The organism is Spartinivicinus marinus (assembly GCF_026309355.1).
GTDB lineage: Bacteria > Pseudomonadota > Gammaproteobacteria > Pseudomonadales > Zooshikellaceae > Spartinivicinus > Spartinivicinus marinus.
On record NZ_JAPJZK010000001.1, the window covers coordinates 2,010,811 to 2,030,847 of the forward strand.

The window sequence follows — 20,037 nt, forward strand, 5'->3', positions numbered from 1 at the left end:
GTTTAGCTTTCTTAGTGACCACTTCTCTGAATTAGGCTCAGTGATCGAAACCTCATAAAATCAAACAATTGTTTAAAACATAAGTTCAGTTTTGTCTATTGTCAAGCATGATTGTTTTTCTTACATAGTATTTTTATTGACTAGCAAGCCACACAGAAGACAAAACATGTGCTTTTAAAGACTAGCCTTCACATTGTGACTATTTATAGAGAAAGAGGTTTAAGATTCGCTAAAGATTGGGTATGCAGTAAGAGACTTATGCTATTAAATCAACGGGAGTTTGGTTTGTCTGCTGGCTGCTTCTAGCCAACTCAACAAAATCATTATAGATGGCAAGGTTTCGGCGGTTCAGCTCAGTTTGGGGCTCAACTATTTCAGCCTGTGCTGCAGTTGTTTCGTTAGCAGCTGTAGATTGGGCCTGCGCTGTTGCTTGGGTCTCTTCGCTATTTTGCGTTGACTCTGAAGCCTCAGCCGTAGTGGTTTCTGCTGTCACCTCGTCTGACTCTACATCAGCTTGACGCTCCGCCTCAGCAATTTCAGCCTCTTCTTGCTGCTGAATGGCCAAATCTTGTCGCGCCTGTAGCTCTAGCTGAGTCGCTTGTGCGGCGACAGCTCGATCTTGGGCAGATGGTTGTGCAGGCGCCAATGCTGCTCGCCGAATTGTTTGGGCTTTTTGGATGGTTGCTTCTGGATTATTGGCTACCGGCCCCGCATCAATCGGTACTTCTCCTCCGACTGCATAGGCAACACCATCAGGTCCACGCTGTAGCGTAAAACTGGCTGCTCCCGCAAACCGACCACCCACCGCCTGGTGGGCTTGCTCATGAGCACGCACTTCTCGATCACGTCGAGCCAATTCTCTAATAACAGCTAAGTCCTGTTGCTCCTGCTGAGCCTGCTGTTGTTGTTCAAGTTGTTGCTGCTGTTCTTGAACTTGTTGTTGCTCTTGAATTTGTTGATTAGGCTGCTGTTGAACCTGTTGTGAGCTTTGCTCTTCACTTTCTTGCTGAGCTTGCACAATTTCTTGCTGATGGTTACGTGCCTGTTCTTCAGAAGAGGAAGGAGATTGTTCAATTTCTCGCTTGGGAGCAAGCTCAGGGGTTTGGTCAATAGGCGCAAAGGTAGTGGCTTCGGTTTCTGCCCGGCTAATGGCATCCGAAGGTTTACCCGGTGGAGAAAAAGGCGTTACCACCGTTGGAGTTAAAACTGGAGTAACTACCTGCATTTATATTTACCTCTTACGAGGGTTTGACCACTTTTATAGAAGGTTGTTTCTAGAATGTTTTTCGGCTGCTTATAGGTCAGCTTTAGCTTTAGTCGTTTTATAAAGGCTGATTACGCTAGCGTATCGATCAAGGTTCCCATATTTTCATCAGCGGCTTTTATTACTTTGGCTGAAGCTTCAACGGTATGTTTATTTACCTTTAGATCAACGATGGCTTCCGTAATTTTATTCATGGAAAAACTATCGCGCGCATTGGCTTCAGCAATGGTTTCCGCCGATGCTTGCAACCCTTGCATACCCCGTTGAATACCCGCTAAGCCTGCACCAAAAGCAGAGTTTACTTGCATTGGTTAGTCCTCCTACACTTAGAAATACTATATAACTTTGGAGCAGTAGGATATTTATCCACCCCCAACTCCAAGCAAACTTATAGCTCTGTAGATTATTTAAACACAAGCCGCTGCTGCTCGATAAAATGGATTTTTCATAATAAGGGTACTTGTTATAAATAAGGCTACAAACTCGGCAGCTTTAGATAGGCACTAACACTCTCAGGCGTAGGCTGCTCTTGATAAGGTACTACCCCAAGGCAAGGGGTTGGCAGCATTTGCTGAAGGGTTTCGATATTAGCTTCTAAATGCGACATTTCCGGCTGTACTTGATTCGCTACCCAGCCTGCCACAGTCAAGCCATCTCGAACGACTGCTTCATAAGTTAATAGCGCATGGTTGATACAGCCTAGCTTCATTCCAACCACTACTATCACCTGGCAATTAAGCTGCTTAGCTACATCGGCTAGTGTTTCTCGGTAATTGAGGGGAACTCGCCACCCCCCAGCACCTTCAATTAACTTAAAGTCTGCTGGTTGCATTAAAGCCCCTCGGCAATAGCCAACTAATCTATCGGCACGTATAGGCTTGTTTATTTCTGCTGCCGCTATATGTGGGGCAACGGGTGGCTCTAAAGCAATAGGGTTGACCTGCTGATAAGGCAGCTTAACTGTGGAGCACTGCTGTAGCCCAAGCGCATCCTCATTTTGCAGACCCTCTACTGTTTGGTTGCAACCTGCTGCCACTGGCTTTAGTCCAATAGTACTGAGGCCCTGCTGCCTCGCTTTGTGTAGCAAACCACAGCTAATCAGGGTTTTGCCTACTTCAGTATCTGTGCCGGTTACAAAAAATGGTTTAGTCATTGGGCTTTTTTAAAATTGAATAAAAAACTTGATAAGTAGCTGGTAGGCCTGAAGGCTGCCGGAAAGCTTCATACTGGTTCGTTAATTGCCGATACTGTTGGCGGCTCATTAGCCCAGACCGGCGTTTGCCATTAACAGTACCAGCGCCAATATTTTTTAACCCCTGCAATATCGCTTTCAGGTTTTGCTCATAAGCCACTTCTTGCTTATTTTTAGCCTGAACAATCTGAAAACCACTGCCGTTGATCTGTTGGCGATGCCAGTTTTCACTGGGGTATTTATTCACATGAGCATAGCGATCAATCTGTTGCCAGGCTTGACTTAATTCTGCCAAAGTACCTTCCGTTAAAGTACTCAATACAAAGTAGCCCCCTGGTTTTAAAGCTTGTTGTATCTGGCTTAGCAGCTTAGGAAAAGACTGGCACCACTGAATTGCTAGACTGGAGAAAACTAAATCAATACTGTTTTCTTGTAAGGGTAATTGCTCTGCGTCCCCACAACACCAGTTTGCAGTAACATTTTGGCTAGAACGAGCATGAACTAACATCCCATAGGCTAAATCCAAACCAAATAACTGCCCCATCGGATAACGCTGAGTTAGTTGTTGCAAACCTTTACCAGTACCGCAGCCGAGATCAACAACAACTGAGTGATCCGGCAAAGCCGGCAGCTCCTGAACCAATTGCTCCAATACTTGTTGCTGTAGCTTTGCAGCACTGTCATAACAGGGTGCAGCCTGACTAAAAGCAGCTGCAACTTTTTGTTTATCAACAACTGTTTGATTGACCACTTGCTTATCGGTAGCTTGTTTGTCAATGATGCCATGTTCATCAACAACCAAATGCTGGCTTTCATAAGTTGCAGGATGATATTCACCAACAGTTCCCCCAGCCCACGGAAAGTCGAGTGTATCCAGCCTTTTCATCACTGATTACACCCCATTGCAAACTGCTTTATTTTACTGGCCAGCTCGACTGTGTTGGCCATTAGGTAATGACCTGAGTTGGCCAACTTATCCACTGGTATTTCTTGCTTTTGAAACCATTCAACCAACTGGTGAGTCACTAAAGCATCCTTAGCACCCAATAAATGCAATTGCGGGCAAGTCAACTGCTGTAGCAGGTTTCGAGTATCGAGAGTTGCCAGCAGCTTAAGCCCTTCTGCCAGCACTTCATTGCTCAAACCTGCCTGAGGCTGCAATTGCTGGAGTAATTTTGCTGTAGTCCGATAGTTACCTGCCCCTTTTGCTACCAACAAGCAAAACTCTTTTAGGGTTTTAGCTGGGAATTGATTAAAGCCTTGCTGGAAACCATGAAAAGTTGGTTGGTCCATGCCATAAGGCCAATCTTGGTTAGCGACAAAACAGGGGTTACTCGCCAAGGTAACTAAGACCACTTGCCCCCTCTGGGAGAGGGTAGATGATGCTAAAGCCAACAGACTCGCTAGTTGCCCTCCCAGTGACCAGCCCACCAATACAACTGGCCCTTCTGGTAACTGGGCAGCCATCGCATCAAGCAAACTCTCTTGATGCTGCCAAACTTCCAGTTCAGTAGGCCACTGCAAGACTTTTACAGGCCATTCAGCAGATAAAGAGTCAGCAAGTGATTCAAGGGTAGCTGCAGGCATTGACCAACCAGGGATTAATGCTAAGGAATATGATGCTGAATAATTCACTGACATACTGCTAATTCAACTGGCTGGAAGTGGCTTTAAACTGTTTGCAGGCTTGCTCTAACGACTCCAGCAACTGATTTACCTGCTGCTCAGAATGGCTGGCTGATAAGGTTATTCTCAGCCGGGCAGTCCCCGCTGGCACTGTAGGTGGTCGAATGGCTGTCACCATGACACCTTGTGACTTTAATTGTTGACTAAGCTTTAGGGCTGCTTCGGCATCTCCCACCACAATTGGCTGAATCGCCGTAGTTGACTCCATTAATTGCAAACCAAGCTGGCTAGCGCCTGAGCGAAACTGGCTGATGTTCTGCTGTAACTTTTCGCGCCGCCAGCTTTCAGTTTGCACCAATTTGAGACTGGCTAATGTAGCCGCAGCAATTGCGGGAGGCATTGCTGTGGTATAAATATAAGGCCGAGCAAACTGAATAAGCGATTCGATTAACACCTCATCCCCCGCAACAAAAGCGCCAGCCGTTCCTAACGCTTTACCAAAAGTGCCTACTAAAATCGGTACATCATCAGTGCTTAGCCCCGCTTCAGCAACTGCGCCTTCTCCATTTGGCCCAAGACAGCCGATGCCATGGGCATCATCCACCATTAGCCAGGCGTTATGTTGTTTGGCTAATGCTGCAATTTCAGTTAGTGGGGCAATATCACCATCCATGCTGAACACCCCATCAGTCACAATGAGCTGTTGACCTGCCTGATGTTGCTGAAGCTTTTTGGTTAAGCTGGCTACATCATTATGGAGATAACGAGTGAAACGAGCCCCAGACAATAAGCCACCATCAATTAACGATGCATGATTGAGCTTGTCTTGTAGTACCAGATCGCCTTTTTCAACTAAGGCGCTAATAACCCCAACATTGGCCATATAACCAGTGGAAAACAATAGTGCTCGTTGGCGCCCCGTAAACTCTGCCAGGGCCTCTTCCAACTGGTGGTGAAGAGTCGAATGTCCATTTACTAGATGAGAAGCACCGCTACCTACCCCATATTTCTCAGCCGCTTGTTGTAAGGCAGCAACCACCTTAGGGTGATTGGCTAAACCCAAATAGTCATTGCTGCAAAAATTCAGCAGCTTCTCGCCATTGCAGATAATTTTTGCACTTTGAGCTGTTTCGAGCGTATTTCGCTGGCGCATTAGCTGCTGCTGTTGACGTTGAGCCAAACGGTTGGTGAGGCGACTCCAATCTGTCATCTATACAACACCAGCTGCTTACTGACTTGGCTGCGCAGCGTCGTAAAACAGTTCGCTATTTTGCTTGTCTTGAATCGCTTGCAAAATATTCGAGGTTTGCTCTTCATCTGACTTTTCAATGCGCTGCTCTGGCTTGATACCCAGTCGCTTAAACAGCATTAAGTCTTTATTCTTTTCTGGATTAGCTGTGGTAAGCAGGCATTCTCCATAAAAAATAGAGTTTGCTCCGGCAAAAAAGGCCAAGGCCTGCATTTCATCAGACATTTGCTCACGCCCTGCTGACAGGCGTACATGGGATGCAGGCATCATAATCCGAGCCACAGCCAGAGTTTTGATAAACTCGATAGGATCTAAGTCTTCGACGTTTTCCAGTGGTGTGCCTTCTACTTTTACCAACATATTAATTGGCACACTTTCAGGGTGTTGAGACAAATTGGCAAGCTGAGCTAATAGCCCAATGCGATCAGTTAACGTTTCGCCCATACCAATAATGCCGCCAGAGCATACTTTAATACCAGCATCACGCACATTGCCCAAAGTATTAAGGCGGTCTTGATAGGTACGAGTTGTAATAATATTGCCGTAGAATTCAGGTGAAGTATCCAGATTGTGGTTGTAATAATCCAACCCAGCTTCTGCTAATTGATCTGCCTGATCTTTCTTTAACATGCCCAAGGTCATACAGGTTTCCAAACCTAACGCTTTTACGCCTTTCACCATTTCCAGCACATAGGGCATATCTTTTTCACGAGGGTGTTTCCAGGCTGCTCCCATACAAAAACGGCTTGCGCCGCCTTGCTTGGCTTCTTTGGCTTTTTCTAACACTCGTTCAACTGCCAGTAGCTTTTCTTTTTCTAAACCCGTGTTGTAATGGCCACTTTGTGGACAGTATTTACAGTCTTCTGGGCAGGCTCCAGTTTTGATTGATAGCAACGTGCTAGTTTGCACTGCATTAGGATCAAAAAATTGCCTATGAATAGTTTGCGCCTGAAACAATAGATCATTAAATGGCAAATCAAACAGCATTTTAACTTCGTCATAGGTCCAGTCATGACGTATAAGTTTGGCGCTAGAAGCTGTGGCAGTCATTTTCGTTATCCTACATCACCGGCTGTATGAGTTAGTCTTTTATGTATCGAACAGTATGGACGACATAATATAAAGGAGAGACTATCTGTCAACCCAAAATGATTAACCAGGTTTACAAATGGATAAAAAACAATCTACGGCTACCACACTCTTGTTGGCTATGCCAAGCATCATGTGATGCATATCACCGGCTATGCCAAGACTGTATTAAGCAGTTACCACGGATAAAGCACCCATGTCGTCTTTGTTCAGAGCCGTTACCTTTCAAAACAGAAGATATGGTATGCGGCCGATGTTATTCACAGCCGCCCACATTTAATCACTGCATCCCCGCTTTTTGTTACAGTTTTCCTATAGATCACATGATTCATCAATATAAATTTAATGGTAAGTTGATCTGTGGCCAGGCACTTACCATTCAGTTAAAGGAAAGACTTGTTAGTGCTTACACCAATCAGCCGTGGCCAGAACTCATCATCCCTACTCCACTTCATCGTAAGCGCGAATTACAACGAGGCTTTAATCAAGCCTTATTAATTGCCAGACAATTAAGTAAACAACTAAAAATACCTTTGCAACCTCGCCTTATTCGCAGATATAAAAAAACCAGTGCCCAGACTGGCTTATCAGCAAAAGAGCGGCAGGTTAATATTCGCAATGCTTTTCAGATAATAAGTCAGTCTTTACCAAACCACCTTGCCTTAGTTGATGATGTTGTCACCACAGGAACAACTGTTAATGAAATAAGCCGCTTACTAAAAGAAGCAGGCGTACAAAAAGTCGACATATGGTGTATAGCAAAAACACCAAAGTGGAACTAGCGCAAATATTCAGGCCAGACATTGACATATATTGCCTCAGCCAATTACATTACCCTACTCACTTTTGTAAACACTACAAAAGGTTAAGAAAATAGATACAAGCTAGTTATAGGGTAATAAAGGGCAGCACTTGAATAGAAGTATAAGGTCTTAATTTATGACTAAAATAAAAGGACTCTTCACGCTCATCCTGGCTTTATTTTGTCAGCAAGCTTTCGCTGACAAGAAAAACATAACCATTGCAGTCTCATCCAACTTTAAAAATACTCTTCATCAGCTCATCCGCCATTATAAGCAAAATAACCCAAAAACTTATTTTAAAGTAAGTTCAGGTGCCACTGGCTTACTTTATACTCAAATAAAAAATGGGGCGCCTTATGAGGTATTTTTAGCTGCAGATCAACGCCGCCCAATGCTGCTTGATAAAGAAAATTTAATTATACCGAATAGCCGTTTTACCTATGCCTACGGTAAATTAGTATTCTGGCATCCCAAAGATAATTTTCACTTAACTGAAGGTAGCTTAGGTCAAGCAATCACCAATAGTCGCTTTATTAGTATTGCTAATCCCGACTTAGCCCCTTATGGCATGGCTGCAGAGCAGAGCTTAAAAAAGCTAAAACTGTGGGAAGCAGCAAAATATAAAGTGGTCATGGGAAACAATATTGCTCAAGCCTATCAGTTTACTGCCAGTGGCAATGCTGATTTAGGGCTGGTTGCTCTCTCACAAGTAATTACCCTAAAAAACAATACCTACTGGGTTGTTCCTCAAAAGCACTACCAACCGATTGTTCAGCAAGCAGTTTTACTAAAAAAAGCCATTACCAATGATGCTGCTATCGATTTTATTGCATTTCTAAAAAGCTCAGACAGCCACAGCATTATCCAACGTAACGGTTATGGTACCAGCTCCGATGACGATTAGGGCCTGATTATAGCTCACTAGTCACTCAATTTATTTACTGATTAACTACTACTTATAATGGATGTACTCACCGAACAAGACTGGCTAGCCATCAAGCTTACTTTGCAGCTGGCTTTAGTCACTACCATTATTTTATTACTGATTGGCCCTGTTATTGCTTGGTGGCTTGCTCATGGCCGCAGTCGTGTTCGTAACATGATTGAAGCATTAGTGGCCATGCCATTAATTTTGCCTCCCACCGTGCTGGGTTTTTATTTATTAATCGCTTTTTCACCCAATTCTTTCATTGGTAATTTTTGGCTGCAACTGACGGGAAGTTCACTTACCTTTACTTTTCAAGGGTTGGTAATTGGCTCAGTGCTATATTCTCTGCCATTTATGGTACAACCACTACAAGCCGCTTTTAATCAGCTGGATATCAAGTTATTACAGGCAGCCTCTAGCATGGGTGCCAACCGTTGGGATCAATTTTTTAACCTGATTATTCCTCTAACTAAACGCAGCTTTTTAATCGCCACCAGCATGGCTTTTGCTCATACCGTTGGTGAGTTTGGTGTGGTGTTAATGATTGGAGGCAATATTCCTGGTGAAACCCAAGTATTATCCATTGCATTGTTTGACCATGTAGAATCCTTAAATTATCAACAAGCCCACTGGCTGGCTGGAATTTTACTGGTATTTTCATTTCTGTTGTTATGGCTGTTGTACAGCTTGCAACGTAATAATCAAGCTGCTAACTCCCCAACCGCCCATGCTAAGCTTTAATGTTCAGTGTTTACTGCAAAATAACCAGGATCAATTTCAATTAAGCGCTGCTGGAGAAATTACCAACCAGGGTATTACAGCCATTTTTGGCCCTTCTGGCTGTGGTAAAACTACTTTATTTGAAACTTTCGCTGGGCTGAACCAACAAGCTACAGGAAAAATTACCTTAGGCCAGCAAACCTGGTTAGATAGCCAAAAAAAATTATTTACCCCGGCTTATCAACGAGGAGTAGGTTATGTATTTCAGGACGCACGACTATTTCCCCACTTAACTGTGTTGGATAACTTGAAGTTTGCAATTAAGCGTCGACTTAAGGGTTATCAACAGTATCTTAGTCTGAATGATGCGATTAGCCTGTTAAGCTTAGATAGCCTGATTAACCGCTATCCTTATGAGTTATCAGGTGGTCAACAGCAACGAGTAGCCATCGCCCGAGGACTGTTAGCAGCCTGTCAATTAATATTAATGGATGAGCCCTCAACGGCCCTTGATCGTGCCAGTCGTCGAGAAATATGGAGCAACCTGCACCATATTGCTCAACAAATGGTAATTCCCTGGCTAGTAATTAGCCATGATATTCATGAAGTAAACCAGCTGGCTGATCAAGTTATTTTAATGGAAGCAGGAAATATCACAGCCAACGTTGATATTTTTCAATTAAGCCACTACCTGCCACAACAACGGTTAGATTTACATCATATGGTGAGTGTTGTAGAAGGAGACTTAACTAAGCACGACCAGCAACATCACCTATCTTTTCTTGATCTGGATGGGTTTAAAGTGTGTTTACACCAGCTCCCCTATAGCCCAGGTAATCGTATTCGCCTAGAAATTCCAGCCAAAGATGTTAGCCTGGCACTGCAGCCCAACCATAACACCAGCGCATTAAACAGCATTCCTTGCACTATTAGCCAAATTACCAATATTGCTGATGGTTTATGCTTGATTGAATTAACCGTCAACCAGCAACGAATTTTATCACTGATAACCAGTAAGTCCTGCCAGGAGCTACAACTAGAGTCAGGTAAAGCTATCTACGCCAGCATTAAAAGCGTAGCACTACTGTCTAGAGCCATTGCTACTTAAATCTTTTCCTTTCATCTACACTTGAACCAGTAGTAATAATGAAATTCAACATCAACAATGAAACTCACTCTCACCACAAAGCTAGTTATTGGGTTTGGTACAATTATTGCCTTAATTGCTGCTACTGCCTTCTTAACCCTACAGCGCACAACCCAAATTAACCAGGCGAAAAGCTACCTGATTGAACACCAGTTTGTGGTTGTTAATGCCAGTAAAGAACTACTTAATGGCTTATATACTTCAATTGCTGCTTTGCGGGGCTATTTAATTTTAGGCAACCAATCGGCACAGGCTGAAAAATTCAAGAAGCAACGTATAGCCGCCTGGAAAACTATTCAGCAATCGCAGCAACAACTCAGCCAACTTGCTAATCAGCCAAGTCAAAAAGACCAGCAACTGGGCGATAGCTTAAACCGGCTCACTCCTATCATGACAGAGTTACGACAATGGCAGGATAAAATAGAGGCTCTAAGCCATACGGAAGCAAACATACCCGCGATTACAACACTACTAAATGAGGCAGGACCTTATGCAGATACTGCTTTAGATCAACTTAATATTTTAATGAACGAAGAAGATCAACAAATAGCCACCCCTAAACGCAAACATCTCCTTAAATTATTTGCTGATAGCCACAGCTCATTAAGTAATAGTATTTCGAATTTAAAGGACTTTTTAATTACAGGCGATAATCGTTTCGTTGAAAAATTCCAAACCAACTGGCAAATAAACCAGACAAAACTAAAGCCCGTTGAAGACATGGCTTACCTGTTTACAGAAACAGAGGCTCGCATTTGGAAGCTGTATCTTAAAATGCGCCAACTGTTTGCCCCACTGCCCGAGGAAATGATCAAGCTACGTAAAGGAAACGACTGGAATAAAGCTTATCATTTAATGGCAACAGAGGCAGTGCCTAGAGTTGAGCAAATTACTGAAATCATTAAACAGCAAAATCAATTAACTCAACAAGATACCAAGGTTCTAGGCGAGGCAATAGAAAAAATCAGTCTAACCGTCATTAGTGCCAGTGTAGCAACACTGCTAGTCAGTATTATTATTGGCGTGATATTTAGCAAGCAGTTAGTCAATGCCTTAGTCCCTCTTAATCGCAAAGCCAATGAAATTGCCAATGGCGATCTTTCAGGGAAAAATTTACCTGTCAAAGTCCATGATGAATTAGGCAATCTGACTGAGTCAATTAACCGCATGGCAAACCACCTACGCCAATTGGTTGAGCAGATGAATAACACAACCCAAGATGTCAACCAGGGAACTGCTCAATTAACTGAAGCTAATAAACAAATAGCTGGCTCGATGCAGCATCAAAATGAAAAAATAACTACCATAGCCAGTGCTGTAGACCAATTATCTGCCGCAGCCAATCAAGTGGCACAAAATACGGCAGATGCATCACACCATGCACAAGATTCTGCCAATATTGCCAATGAAGGTGGAGATAAACTCAAAGCAACCATTACAACTATCCGCGATATTCAGCAATCCGTGACGAGCAGCAACCAGGCCGTCGAAAATTTAAACGCGAAAAGTGAAGAAATTGGTCGCATTACTGAAGTCATCCGAGATATTGCTGAGCAAACTAACTTATTAGCGCTTAATGCTGCTATTGAAGCAGCCCGTGCAGGTGAGCAAGGCAGAGGATTTGCTGTAGTGGCCGATGAAGTACGACAGTTAGCCCAGCGCACGAGCACCTCAACAGAAGAAATTACCCGCTCGATTCAAGCCATTCAACAAGAGACCAGTGAAGCAGTAAAGCTCATGGCTAATGGCATCCAATTAGTGAAACAAGGTACGGACAATGCCCAGGCAGCAGGACATTCAATTGAAGAAGCTGTCAGCCATGTTAATGATGTGGCTAGCATGATAACTTCAATTGCCGCCTCAACTGAACAGCAATCCAATGTTACCCATGAAATAGCCACAACCATTGAAGACGTTTCCCAGCTTATTCAACTCGCTACCGACCAAACTCAACAAAATGCTGATGCCACTACGCAATTATTAAGTAAAGCCTGTCAGTTAGATGAGCAGGTTAAGCGGTTTACACTTTAACCCTCCCCTCGCATTGGGTATAGCTACTTCTATTTTGTTTTTTGCCACTCTCTTTTAAGTATGGCCATAACAACTGTATTCCACCACTTACCTTTAAAAAACCGATTCTCAACAAAGTATGCTTCTTCTCGCATGCCCAGTTTTTTACATAGCTGAATTGCTGATTTGTTATCGGCGATTGTTTCAGCATAAATCCGGTGGAGATTATGGCACTTAAAACCATAGCCAATTAAAGCAGACATCGCCGCTTTGGCATGCCCTGTAGCCTGATGTTTACGTGCAATGCCACAGCCAATAGAAGCTTGTTGCTCTGGCTCTAGTCGTAATCCAACAGTCCCAAGCAATTGACCAGAATCTTTGAGCGTAACAGCAAGCTGAAACTTTGTTCTTTCAAGGTCAGCTGTTTGCTTAACAAACATTTCAGCCAATGTTCTAGCCTTTTCTATAGAACAGTCTTCTTCACTATAGAAACGCTGGTATTTTTCATCTTGAGTTAATACACAATACTGTTCTATATCTGCTTGTTGAAAATCGCGCAAAACCAACTGATCAGTTTCAACTATCAATACAATGTCCTTTTATTTTCAATTCCCTAGAAAACCTCTAACAAACGTTTATATAAGGTAAATGAGTGTGAATCGCAAGTAAAGTAGTTTCAATAAGTATTCAAGGCAGCAAAAAATAAATTTAAATAGGAATTATTACCCTTTCACTTTTACCTTATTTTGTCTATTAACCAAAATTTCATTTTCTTGGGTAATAGTTTTTAACTGAAAACGAGCGCGTCTTAGCCGAGTCGCGACGGTATTAGAAGGGATATTTAATTCCTCAGCAATTTCTTCTTGAGAAAACCCTAATATAACTTGCATTAGCAAAGGCTCACGATACATATCTGGCAGCTGTTGTATACAATAACGAAGTGAGTCTAAGTTTTCGGAGTAGTGATAACGACCACTATAGTCAGCCATGTCCTCAACATCTACTTCGGAGTAATCAATCGTTTTTTGCTGAAACCTTCGAGCATTTTCACGACGCAAAATCGTAATCAGCCATGCCTTTGCTGATTCGATTTTTTTAAGCCCAGCAAATCCTCGCCAAGCTTTCATAAAAGTATCTTGAACCAAGTCTTCTGCTGTTGGCTGATCATGTGTAAGCCAATAAGCATACTGATACAATGATTTCTGATAAGTAGCTACTAGCTCTGTAAACCTACGCTGTTCAGATACCATTATTCACTATCACCCAAGCACCTTACGATGTATTTCATTAACTTGATATACAGCTGCTAATACCGATCAACAAGCATAAACATCTGTTTAAATTCTATGTTTAATTAATATAAACTACTGTATTCTCTTGAGCACAAATCAATTGATTTTCACAATTACTGCTACGGGGCTAGTCTAACGAGCGAGGGGTTAATGAAAGGTTAATGATATAAGAATAAATAAGCTGAGTTTTGTTATTATTTGTAACTCGAACAGTGTATTTCAACAGTAATAGATAAACCTGTATACGATATATAACTATATTTACCTATAAGCATATTAATACTTTATTTCCAATCAAGCATTCTATTTAACTATATAAGTATTAATATCAATTACTTTTTGTTTGATTTTTATGCAATATTAGCGGCCTCTCAGTATCTAATCCAGACAAACTTACAACCAAACTTCTTTCAAGAGGTATAGTTATATTAGTAATCCAAGCTTTTAGCAGCTCGGACCATTACCATTATGCAGAAATATAGCGTGTTAATAGTTGAAGACAATCAAGAGTTAGCAGCCTCCATGGGTGAATACCTTAGTTTGGAAGGTTTTGAATGCGATTATGATGCAACGGGTAGGCTTGCTTATAATTTGCTAGAAGATAACTATGAAGTCATTGTTTTGGACTTAAATTTACCCTACAGAGATGGCTTGACTATTTGCAGTAAGTTAAGAGCTAATAATATCAATACTCCGATACTAATGCTTACCGCTCGTGAAACCCTAGATAACAAGCTGGAAGGTTTTGCTGTAGGGGCCGACGACTACTTAATTAAACCTTTTGATATGCCAGAACTCGTCGCTCGTCTTAAGGTATTAACTCAACGACACAAAAGACTCAATAATATTATTACTGTCGGAGATTTAACCGTAGATTTAAGCCTACACATTGTTAAAAGAGGTAATATAACGATTAAGCTCACTCCTTTTTGCTGGAAAATATTAGAGTATTTAGTAAAAAATAGTCCTCGGATAATCTCCAGACAAGAACTTGAAGATTATTTGTGGGGAAATGATAGCTGCTGCCCTGCACCTAATAGTTTAAAAGTTCATATACATAAATTGCGCTCAGCTATCGACAAACCATTTACTAAACCACTTATACATACCATATCAGGTATAGGCATCACAATAAGAGAACATAATGAGAAGGCTGACAACTGAAATTATTTTAAAGCTACTTGCGTGCGCTTTAATAATAATGGCGGTCTACTCCTATTTCGCATTTAAAACATACCGAGCAGGTATTTATGATGTTGTTATTCATGAGATGATTCAACAATATGAACATTGGTACCGAAAATCAAAGCAAATGTCAGCCAAACCTACAGCTAAGCATGAAATATATAATAGCTGGGATGAAATACCAACAAGCATTAAACAGTATTTACCAAATAAACCTGATACCGGAGAGCTAGTCACCAATTTTTTTATGCAGATAGGTGACTTTCACTTTCATCTTTATGCTTATTGTCATTTTGATGAAAAATACACCAATAAAAATTATTTTATTATTAGCTATTTCAACTTAGATCATAAGATTCAAGATAACCACTTTATTAGTCTAGTCAATAGAATCTCAATCATAACCGTTATTTTTATTTTACTCACCTCAACACTAGCTTGGTTCAGTTCAAGAAAAATCATTAAAGCAACCAGTCAACTGGCTGAATGGTCTAATAATATGGCATCCCCGAAGCCCATTCAGCGCTATAAAGAGCTTGACCAAATTGCCAACAACCTACAAGCTTCTTATCAACAAATTCAAGCCATTAATCAACGAGAAAGTAAATTTCTACGACAATTAAGCCACGAACTACGTACCCCTATTTCAGTATTACTTGCCTCGACACAACTATTGGAAAAACAAGGTATTTCAGCATACCCTGACTTATATCTGTCATATCAGCGTATACTAAGGTCTGGTCGCCACATGAAAGACCTTACTGAATCGCTCTTATGGCTAGCAAAAAAGAATACAGCCAATATAATACCCGAAAATATTGACATTAAAGAACTGACCTATTTTCTATTAAAAGATAATAGTTATTTACTACATAACAAAAATATATTTATCAGGATAACTAAAGGCTCTAAAACAACGAATACTTTAGTACCTGCCACACTAATTAAGATAATTATAAATAACTTAATTAGAAATGCTTTTCAACATTCTTATTCAGGCACAATATACATAAGACCAGCAAAAGACTATTTTATTATTAAAAACCAGGTAATGAGTGATAGAGATGATACTACCGGGTTTGGCATTGGTCTTGATTTAGTCCAAGAGATTTGCCAGGCACAAAAGTGGCAGTTCAAAATCAAAAAAACATCCAGCTCTGTTACTGCTTGTGTACGTTGGTCTTGAAAGTCTACTCTCCATCTTCAGTATGGATAGATAGTCACACTTTCTACGCAGAGATGCTAGGCTCAATGTATGATCAAAATGAGTAGGAAGTCAACTTGTATAAACTTTATTTTCAATTGAGTACTCTTGTATTCTCCCTACTGATATTTAGTGCTTTTTCTATCGAAAAAGTAATATATCCACAAACAGCTAAAAGGGAGCTTGATATTGAAGAGTTACTACACATCATTATTGATGCCTCAAAAAAAGATTTTGGCCCATGTGAGCTGGTTTCACATAAAGATAAAGTTAATGAAGCAAAGTTTCGATATTTAATAACTCATGGATCAGTTTATGATGTAATTTGGAGCAGTGCCACGCCTTATCTTGAAAAGTATTTAATTCCTATTTGGCAACCAATTAGAAAAGGTTTATTAGGTTATCGTATTTTTATCATCCGCAAACAAGATCAACCAAAATTTTCTAAACTAAAAACATTGGCTGAGTTCAAAAAACTTACCGTAGCCCAAGGACGCTTTTGGAATGATGTGGAAGTATTCAAAGCTAATAATATCAATGTTCAAACTAGCACAGACTATGAAAGCTTATTCGATATGGTATCTAAAGGAAGGGTTGACTATTTTTCGCGGGGTGTTAATGAAGCCCCAGCAGAATACGATGATCGGAAAGAACGCTTACCAAATTTGCATATTGAACAAGATATTTTAGTATATTACCCTTGGCCAAAATTCTTCTATGTTTCCAACAAAAACCCTTCTCTGGAAAGAAGAATTAAACATGGTTTTAAATTAATTAAAACTAATGGTCAATATGATAAGTGGTTTTGGAAATATAATAAAAAAGCCATAAAAAGAGCCAAGCTAAAGTCAAGAAGATTATTCAAACTTTATAATCCTCTTTTCACGAACGAGTCTCTATTAAATGATAAATCTTTGTGGTTCGACCCATTCGAGTAAATGCCAATGAAGACTAAAAGTCATTAGTGAAGAATATAGCCAGAATGCTGCATTTGCTGTTTTGCAATGGCTTGACTTTCTTTTAAAAATCGATCGATCTCAATTCGTCCCTTTAGAACTTCAACTAACTTTAAGCTTATCTGATGTCCAATTGCAGGAAACTCTGGGATCCCTACATATTGAATTCCTATATAAGGTGATGGAGTTAAAGTAGGCTCATGCGGGTCAGCAGATTGAATTGCATTGAATACAAATTTTGCAAACGGTGCTGCCTGCAAATAGTCTTTATTTTGATAGGTAGACTTTCTGGTACCTGGAGGCACAGATACCCATCCTTCTTGCTGTGCAACCAGTTTTATATAGTCTTTTGATGTTGCCCAAGTAATAAACTTAAATGCTGCTTCCTTTTTATGGGATGATGCAGGGATAGCCAATGCCCATGACCAAAGCCAGTTTGCCCCTTTTGAGGTTTTAGCTATTGGTGCATTAGCAATACCCAATTTATCATATACTTTTGAGTATTTTGGGTTAAATAGCAAACCAGCTGCAACTGTAGCATCAATCCAAATACCACATTGGCCGTTTGCAAATAATGCCAAATTCTCGACAAAATTGTTATTAATAGGTTCTGGAGGGCCATAATTTATAATTAAATTTTTATACATGGATACCGCTTCATGCCATGGAGTCGTGTTTAGGGTAGGCAACCACTTGGTATCAAACCATTGGCCGTTATATGTATTTACCATAGTGCTTAGCAAAGCCATGTTACCACCCCAACCAGCTTTTCCTCTTAAACATATACCATATATCTGCTCAGCAGGATTATGTACTTTAGCTGCAATTTGTTTTATTTCTTCATAGGTTGGCTGCAACGGCATTTTAATATTCAGTTTCTTCAATAAATCAGTACGATAATAAGTCACAGAACTTTCAGCATAAAAAGGTAATGCATACAATGCATCCTGATAAGACAAGCTTTTTTTAACGTTTTCAATAATATCATTTATATCATATTTCTTTGGAAAACTATGCAGCGGTGTTAACCAATTTCGCTTAGCCCAAATTGGTGTTTCATAAGTACCTATTGTCATTACATCAAACTGACCATCTGCTATTGCCAGGTCTCCCATTAGACGTTTTCGTAAAATATCTTCATCAAGAATACGCCACTCAAGTTTAATATTGGGATGCATAGCCTCAAAGTGTTTAGATAGCCTTTTCATAACGACCATATCATTATTATTAACCGTACCAATGGTTAGTTTTTGTTTAGAGGTACCACTCACTTCTTCTGACATAAAACCATGTTTTAACATGATTTTTGTCAACCCTCCATTATCAATAGTTACTTTCAACCCTTTATCGAATATCCTTTTATTTTTTTGAACGTTTTCAGGTATTGTGGAAAAAGCAACATAAAAGTTACTATGAAGCAAAGGTGGAGGCATAAACTCCAGTTTTCCAATAAAATGTGGCCGTTTATTAATCAACAAATCAGCCGCTGTGTATTTATCAATTACTGCAAAATCGATTCTATTGGCAATGATCTTATCAATATTTTGAATATCACTACTGACAAGATCAAGCTTTAACGTTTTAACTTCACTATAACTTGATAGAATATCCTCTGTGCCTCTTACTGCACCAAACTTATATTTATCTTGAAATACTAATTTATGCCAGGATAAGTCATTCAAATTAGAGAGTTTTGCAATCTGTAAAGATTTTTTCTTTATTAATCCAATACTGCTACCAGGAAAAGGGTTAGAGAGTACAAAAACATTATTGACTGTATGCTGTTGATAAAAGGGCAACAGCCCATCAACTTTACCTTGCTTTGCGAGCTCTCTTGCTCTGGCCAAGGGATAAAACTTTATATCAGTTTTATAACCTGAAATGCTGTAAACTTCTTTCACCAGCTCAGCAACATAGCCATTATTTAATAGGTTTTGTCCAATATAGGGTTCTTGCTCAGATGCGGCAAAACGCACTATATTTTCTGTCAAGGCCGCCTGACAAAATAAAAATTCAGTACACACATACACTATTTTTATAGCGCAAAGCCAGTTACAATTAGAGCACATCCCCTTTTTTAACAAGTGTTTCACTCCACCTAATCACTAATTCTTCCAAAAATCACTAGCTAAAGACTCAAAACCATCATGCCCTAAAACACTGATTTCTACTTTATCAGAGCCCTGATAGCCATTTTTTGTAAAGTCTATTATTACCCCTCCTAAATCAAATTTAGACTGTCTTGCTTTAGCTAAAAATTTTTCTCGGGTAATAGGTGAGGAGACTTCTCGTAATATATGTAACACCATTTTCCCTACAATATATCCTTCCAAAGAGACATAACCAAATCGTCTGCCTATTTTCTTTTTAGCTTCTTCTACAATAGGTATTGCAGAGTCAATGAGAGGAACCACCTGGGTCATAAGCACATTCCTTGAAGCTTTATAATGAGAAAGGAATTTCTTTAAGTTATCGGCCCCTGTAAATGAAACTGCGCTAACAATCCAGTTTTCACTTTTTTTGTAGTTTGCATACCAAATGAACTTAGCTATATTTTCGTAAGCACCAACAGTAACAACCAGCTTACATTTAGTGCCATTATTTTTCTCCCAGGTTTTTAACGATTTATAGCCATCAATTACATCTTTTGTGTTTCTTTTATAGGTTCCAACAGGGCCAATATTATTACGCTCTGGGTTGTCACCTGTTATGTTTATAATTTTATCCAGCACCTTTACTACTTGTTCGGTTTTATTATGGCTAGCTAACGCATTCTTAACGCCTACCAAACCAGCCATACCATATGCATCATTTTGAACATAAGCACATACTGCTTCTGGGCCAATACCATTTTGAATAGCCGCTTTTATCACCGCACCGGTTTCTTGAACATAACTAGCCCGATAATTAACTGTGGGGGCTACACCTGGCCGCAATAAACCAGCACCGGTAAAAAAACCAACTGCTGGGATATTATGTGCAGCCAATAGCGGCAATGTAACTTTGGCAGTTGGCGTACCTATATTCCCTATCATTAAAAAAACAGGTTTATTGATTAATTCTTGGGTTGCTTTAACAGCCATATCTGGCTCATAATTATCATTTCGATACAGCACTTCTATTTTTAAGCCATTGACTGTCTGCCCTTTCAAAGCCGCATTTAAGCCAGTTTTCATACCTAGCCCCAGATCTCTTGCCTGGCCTTTTAATGCCAGTACTGACCCAAAGTAAATTGTATTACTTTCAATCCCCTCCTCAGCATTACAGATCACAGCTAACTTAGTCAGTAGAATTAACAATACAGATGACAAGCTTATTTTTTTCATTAAACGCTACTCCAAACCACTACAAATCGCGCTTAACTATAAATAT

The 20,037-nt window shown here is 40.3% G+C and carries 19 protein-coding genes and 1 pseudogene; 9 read left to right on the forward strand and 11 right to left on the reverse strand.

Annotated features, from left to right (window positions below; genetic code table 11):
* Positions 1-256 precede the first annotated feature (256 nt).
* The 7 genes from OQE68_RS09120 to bioB all read right to left on the reverse strand — a co-directional run bounded on the left by OQE68_RS09120 (position 257) and on the right by bioB (position 6,381).
* Positions 257-1,225 (reverse strand): putative metalloprotease CJM1_0395 family protein, encoded by a 969-nt coding sequence (locus tag OQE68_RS09120; protein WP_180569303.1) that lies wholly within the window; start codon positions 1,223-1,225, stop codon positions 257-259.
* 110 nt (positions 1,226-1,335) lie between these two features.
* Positions 1,336-1,572: a hypothetical protein gene (locus OQE68_RS09125; protein WP_180569302.1), complete on the reverse strand. Its 237-nt coding sequence runs from the start codon at positions 1,570-1,572 to the stop codon at positions 1,336-1,338.
* Between the two features lie 167 nt (positions 1,573-1,739).
* Positions 1,740-2,417 (reverse strand): dethiobiotin synthase, encoded by a 678-nt coding sequence (gene bioD / locus OQE68_RS09130; RefSeq protein ID WP_180569301.1) that lies wholly within the window; start codon positions 2,415-2,417, stop codon positions 1,740-1,742.
* Entirely contained in the window at positions 2,410-3,342 is a 933-nt protein-coding gene (bioC, locus tag OQE68_RS09135) for a malonyl-ACP O-methyltransferase BioC (RefSeq protein ID WP_180569300.1), read from the reverse strand. Before bioC ends, bioD begins: the two co-directional genes overlap by 8 nt.
* On the reverse strand, positions 3,342-4,091 hold the full coding sequence (locus OQE68_RS09140; RefSeq protein WP_180569299.1) for an alpha/beta fold hydrolase: 750 nt from the start codon (positions 4,089-4,091) through the stop codon (positions 3,342-3,344). Before OQE68_RS09140 ends, bioC begins: the two co-directional genes overlap by 1 nt.
* A 10-nt stretch (positions 4,092-4,101) precedes the next feature.
* A complete protein-coding gene (gene bioF / locus OQE68_RS09145) occupies positions 4,102-5,292 on the reverse strand; it encodes an 8-amino-7-oxononanoate synthase (RefSeq protein WP_180569298.1) in 1,191 nt (396 codons plus the stop codon).
* Between the two features lie 18 nt (positions 5,293-5,310).
* On the reverse strand, positions 5,311-6,381 hold the full coding sequence (bioB, locus tag OQE68_RS09150) for a biotin synthase BioB (RefSeq protein WP_180569297.1): 1,071 nt from the start codon (positions 6,379-6,381) through the stop codon (positions 5,311-5,313).
* A 98-nt stretch (positions 6,382-6,479) separates the two neighbouring features.
* Between bioB and OQE68_RS30795 the strand changes: the two are divergent.
* From OQE68_RS30795 to OQE68_RS09175, 6 genes and pseudogenes are all read left to right on the forward strand, one after another.
* Positions 6,480-6,665, forward strand: a pseudogene (locus OQE68_RS30795) (double zinc ribbon domain-containing protein); the annotation flags it as partial.
* Positions 6,666-6,743: 78 nt separating this feature from the next.
* Positions 6,744-7,202 (forward strand): ComF family protein, encoded by a 459-nt coding sequence (locus OQE68_RS09155; protein ID WP_180569296.1) that lies wholly within the window; start codon positions 6,744-6,746, stop codon positions 7,200-7,202.
* Positions 7,203-7,359: 157 nt separating this feature from the next.
* Complete coding sequence (gene modA / locus OQE68_RS09160) at positions 7,360-8,127, forward strand: molybdate ABC transporter substrate-binding protein (protein ID WP_180569295.1); 768 nt, start codon at positions 7,360-7,362, stop codon at positions 8,125-8,127.
* Positions 8,128-8,184: 57 nt separating this feature from the next.
* Positions 8,185-8,892 carry a molybdate ABC transporter permease subunit gene (modB, locus tag OQE68_RS09165; RefSeq protein ID WP_180569294.1) on the forward strand — a complete coding sequence of 236 codons (708 nt, stop codon included), beginning with the start codon at positions 8,185-8,187 and terminating at the stop codon, positions 8,890-8,892.
* Positions 8,879-9,979, forward strand: a complete 1,101-nt coding sequence (gene modC, locus OQE68_RS09170; protein WP_180569293.1) for a molybdenum ABC transporter ATP-binding protein — start codon at positions 8,879-8,881, stop codon at positions 9,977-9,979. Before modB ends, modC begins: the two co-directional genes overlap by 14 nt.
* Positions 9,980-10,036: 57 nt before the next feature.
* Positions 10,037-12,049, forward strand: coding sequence for a methyl-accepting chemotaxis protein (locus tag OQE68_RS09175; protein ID WP_180569292.1), 2,013 nt, complete (start codon positions 10,037-10,039; stop codon positions 12,047-12,049).
* A gap of 29 nt (positions 12,050-12,078) precedes the next feature.
* Here OQE68_RS09175 and OQE68_RS09180 read toward each other — a convergent pair whose 3' ends face one another.
* Together OQE68_RS09180 and OQE68_RS09185 are read right to left on the reverse strand one after the other, a co-directional pair.
* A complete protein-coding gene (locus OQE68_RS09180; RefSeq protein ID WP_219340072.1) occupies positions 12,079-12,615 on the reverse strand; it encodes a GNAT family N-acetyltransferase in 537 nt (178 codons plus the stop codon).
* Between the two features lie 135 nt (positions 12,616-12,750).
* Positions 12,751-13,278, reverse strand: a complete 528-nt coding sequence (locus OQE68_RS09185; RefSeq protein WP_180569291.1) for a sigma-70 family RNA polymerase sigma factor — start codon at positions 13,276-13,278, stop codon at positions 12,751-12,753.
* Positions 13,279-13,788: 510 nt separating this feature from the next.
* On the opposite strand from OQE68_RS09185, the gene OQE68_RS09190 reads away from it, so the two are divergent.
* The 3 genes from OQE68_RS09190 to OQE68_RS09200 all read left to right on the forward strand — a co-directional run bounded on the left by OQE68_RS09190 (position 13,789) and on the right by OQE68_RS09200 (position 16,647).
* Entirely contained in the window at positions 13,789-14,484 is a 696-nt protein-coding gene (locus tag OQE68_RS09190) for a response regulator transcription factor (RefSeq protein ID WP_180569290.1), read from the forward strand.
* A gap of 37 nt (positions 14,485-14,521) precedes the next feature.
* Complete coding sequence (locus OQE68_RS09195; protein ID WP_266195581.1) at positions 14,522-15,691, forward strand: sensor histidine kinase; 1,170 nt, start codon at positions 14,522-14,524, stop codon at positions 15,689-15,691.
* Positions 15,692-15,786: 95 nt separating this feature from the next.
* Positions 15,787-16,647, forward strand: a complete 861-nt coding sequence (locus OQE68_RS09200; protein WP_180569288.1) for a type 2 periplasmic-binding domain-containing protein — start codon at positions 15,787-15,789, stop codon at positions 16,645-16,647.
* 23 nt (positions 16,648-16,670) lie between these two features.
* Here OQE68_RS09200 and OQE68_RS09205 read toward each other — a convergent pair whose 3' ends face one another.
* Both OQE68_RS09205 and OQE68_RS09210 read right to left on the reverse strand, forming a co-directional pair.
* Complete coding sequence (locus OQE68_RS09205; RefSeq protein ID WP_180569287.1) at positions 16,671-18,656, reverse strand: extracellular solute-binding protein; 1,986 nt, start codon at positions 18,654-18,656, stop codon at positions 16,671-16,673.
* A 114-nt stretch (positions 18,657-18,770) separates the two neighbouring features.
* Positions 18,771-19,991 carry an ABC transporter substrate-binding protein gene (locus OQE68_RS09210; RefSeq protein ID WP_180569286.1) on the reverse strand — a complete coding sequence of 407 codons (1,221 nt, stop codon included), beginning with the start codon at positions 19,989-19,991 and terminating at the stop codon, positions 18,771-18,773.
* Between the last annotated feature and the right edge of the window lie 46 nt (positions 19,992-20,037).

Excerpts from the sequence above, each read along its gene's own strand:
- OQE68_RS09210 (WP_180569286.1), bottom strand. The coding sequence starts at position 19,991 with ATGAAAAAAATAAGCTTGTCATCTGTATTGTTAATTCTACTGACTAAG.
- OQE68_RS09120 (WP_180569303.1), bottom strand. The coding sequence starts at position 1,225 with ATGCAGGTAGTTACTCCAGTTTTAACTCCAACGGTGGTAACGCCTTTT.
- modC (WP_180569293.1), top strand. The coding sequence starts at position 8,879 with ATGCTAAGCTTTAATGTTCAGTGTTTACTGCAAAATAACCAGGATCAA.
- bioF (WP_180569298.1), bottom strand. The coding sequence starts at position 5,292 with ATGACAGATTGGAGTCGCCTCACCAACCGTTTGGCTCAACGTCAACAG.
- OQE68_RS09175 (WP_180569292.1), top strand. The coding sequence starts at position 10,037 with ATGAAACTCACTCTCACCACAAAGCTAGTTATTGGGTTTGGTACAATT.
- bioD (WP_180569301.1), bottom strand. The coding sequence starts at position 2,417 with ATGACTAAACCATTTTTTGTAACCGGCACAGATACTGAAGTAGGCAAA.
- bioC (WP_180569300.1), bottom strand. The coding sequence starts at position 3,342 with ATGAAAAGGCTGGATACACTCGACTTTCCGTGGGCTGGGGGAACTGTT.
- OQE68_RS09185 (WP_180569291.1), bottom strand. The coding sequence starts at position 13,278 with ATGGTATCTGAACAGCGTAGGTTTACAGAGCTAGTAGCTACTTATCAG.
- OQE68_RS09195 (WP_266195581.1), top strand. The coding sequence starts at position 14,522 with ATGGCGGTCTACTCCTATTTCGCATTTAAAACATACCGAGCAGGTATT.
- modA (WP_180569295.1), top strand. The coding sequence starts at position 7,360 with ATGACTAAAATAAAAGGACTCTTCACGCTCATCCTGGCTTTATTTTGT.
- bioB (WP_180569297.1), bottom strand. The coding sequence starts at position 6,381 with ATGACTGCCACAGCTTCTAGCGCCAAACTTATACGTCATGACTGGACC.
- modB (WP_180569294.1), top strand. The coding sequence starts at position 8,185 with ATGGATGTACTCACCGAACAAGACTGGCTAGCCATCAAGCTTACTTTG.
- OQE68_RS09155 (WP_180569296.1), top strand. The coding sequence starts at position 6,744 with ATGATTCATCAATATAAATTTAATGGTAAGTTGATCTGTGGCCAGGCA.
- OQE68_RS09190 (WP_180569290.1), top strand. The coding sequence starts at position 13,789 with ATGCAGAAATATAGCGTGTTAATAGTTGAAGACAATCAAGAGTTAGCA.
- OQE68_RS09125 (WP_180569302.1), bottom strand. The coding sequence starts at position 1,572 with ATGCAAGTAAACTCTGCTTTTGGTGCAGGCTTAGCGGGTATTCAACGG.